This window comes from Deinococcus sp. (assembly GCF_018260555.1).
Taxonomy (GTDB): domain Bacteria; phylum Deinococcota; class Deinococci; order Deinococcales; family Deinococcaceae; genus Deinococcus.
This window is the reverse complement of sequence record NZ_JAGLBB010000155.1, coordinates 1-835: the sequence shown is the minus strand read 5'-3', so window position 1 is coordinate 835 and position 835 is coordinate 1. Positions and strand designations below refer to the sequence as shown.

General features: G+C 64.0%; 1 pseudogene. It reads left to right on the top strand.

Going from position 1 to position 835, the window contains the following annotated elements:
* Positions 1-65: 65 nt before the first annotated feature.
* Positions 66-734 (top strand): annotated as a pseudogene (locus QZ271_RS14395) (MBL fold metallo-hydrolase); the annotation flags it as partial.
* Positions 735-835: the final 101 nt, after the last annotated feature.

The following is an 835-nucleotide window of genomic DNA, read 5'->3' as shown; positions in this document are numbered from 1 at the left end:
GTCAGCGTGTTCACGGGGGATATTCTCATGCCCAATTTCTCTGTCTGATCGTCCCCTGCTGAGCAGTTACCTTCAAACGTTTCTACGACACTGACCTCGCCCAGGCGTCTTACATGATCGGCTGCCAGAAAACCGGTGAGTGCCTGATCGTCGACCCTGTCCGCGATGTCCAGATCTACCTCACCGAAGCCGCGACCCAGAACCTGCGCGTTACACACGTCACCGAAACACACATTCACGCCGACTACCTGTCCGGCAGCCGCGAACTGGCCGCCGCGACCGGCGCGGGCCTGCTGCTTTCCGCCGAGGGGGGTCCCGACTGGGGATACACCTACGACGATGGGAACCGCACGCTCCTGCACCACAACGACACTTTTATGGTCGGTAAGGTGCGTGTCGCGGCATTGCACACGCCTGGGCACACACCCGAGCACCTGAGTTTCCTGGTGACCGACACGCCACGCGGCGACGCACCCAGCATGATCCTGACCGGCGATTTCGTGTTCGTGGGTGACCTGGGCCGCCCTGATCTGCTCGACGAGGCGGCCGGGGGCGAAGGAACCCGCTTTGCCGGCGCGCGGCAGATGTTCGCCTCGCTGCGCGATACCTTCCTCACCCTGCCCGACTACGTGCAGGTCTGGCCCGGCCACGGTTCCGGCAGCGCCTGCGGTAAGGCGCTGGGTGCCGTGCCCGCCACCACCGTCGGCTATGAACGCGCCCTGAGCTGGTGGGCGCCCCTGGTGCGCAGCGGTGACGAGTCGTAACTGCTCAGCAGGGGACGATCAGACAGAGAAATTGGGCATGAGAATATCCCCCGTGAACACGCTGACCAGTC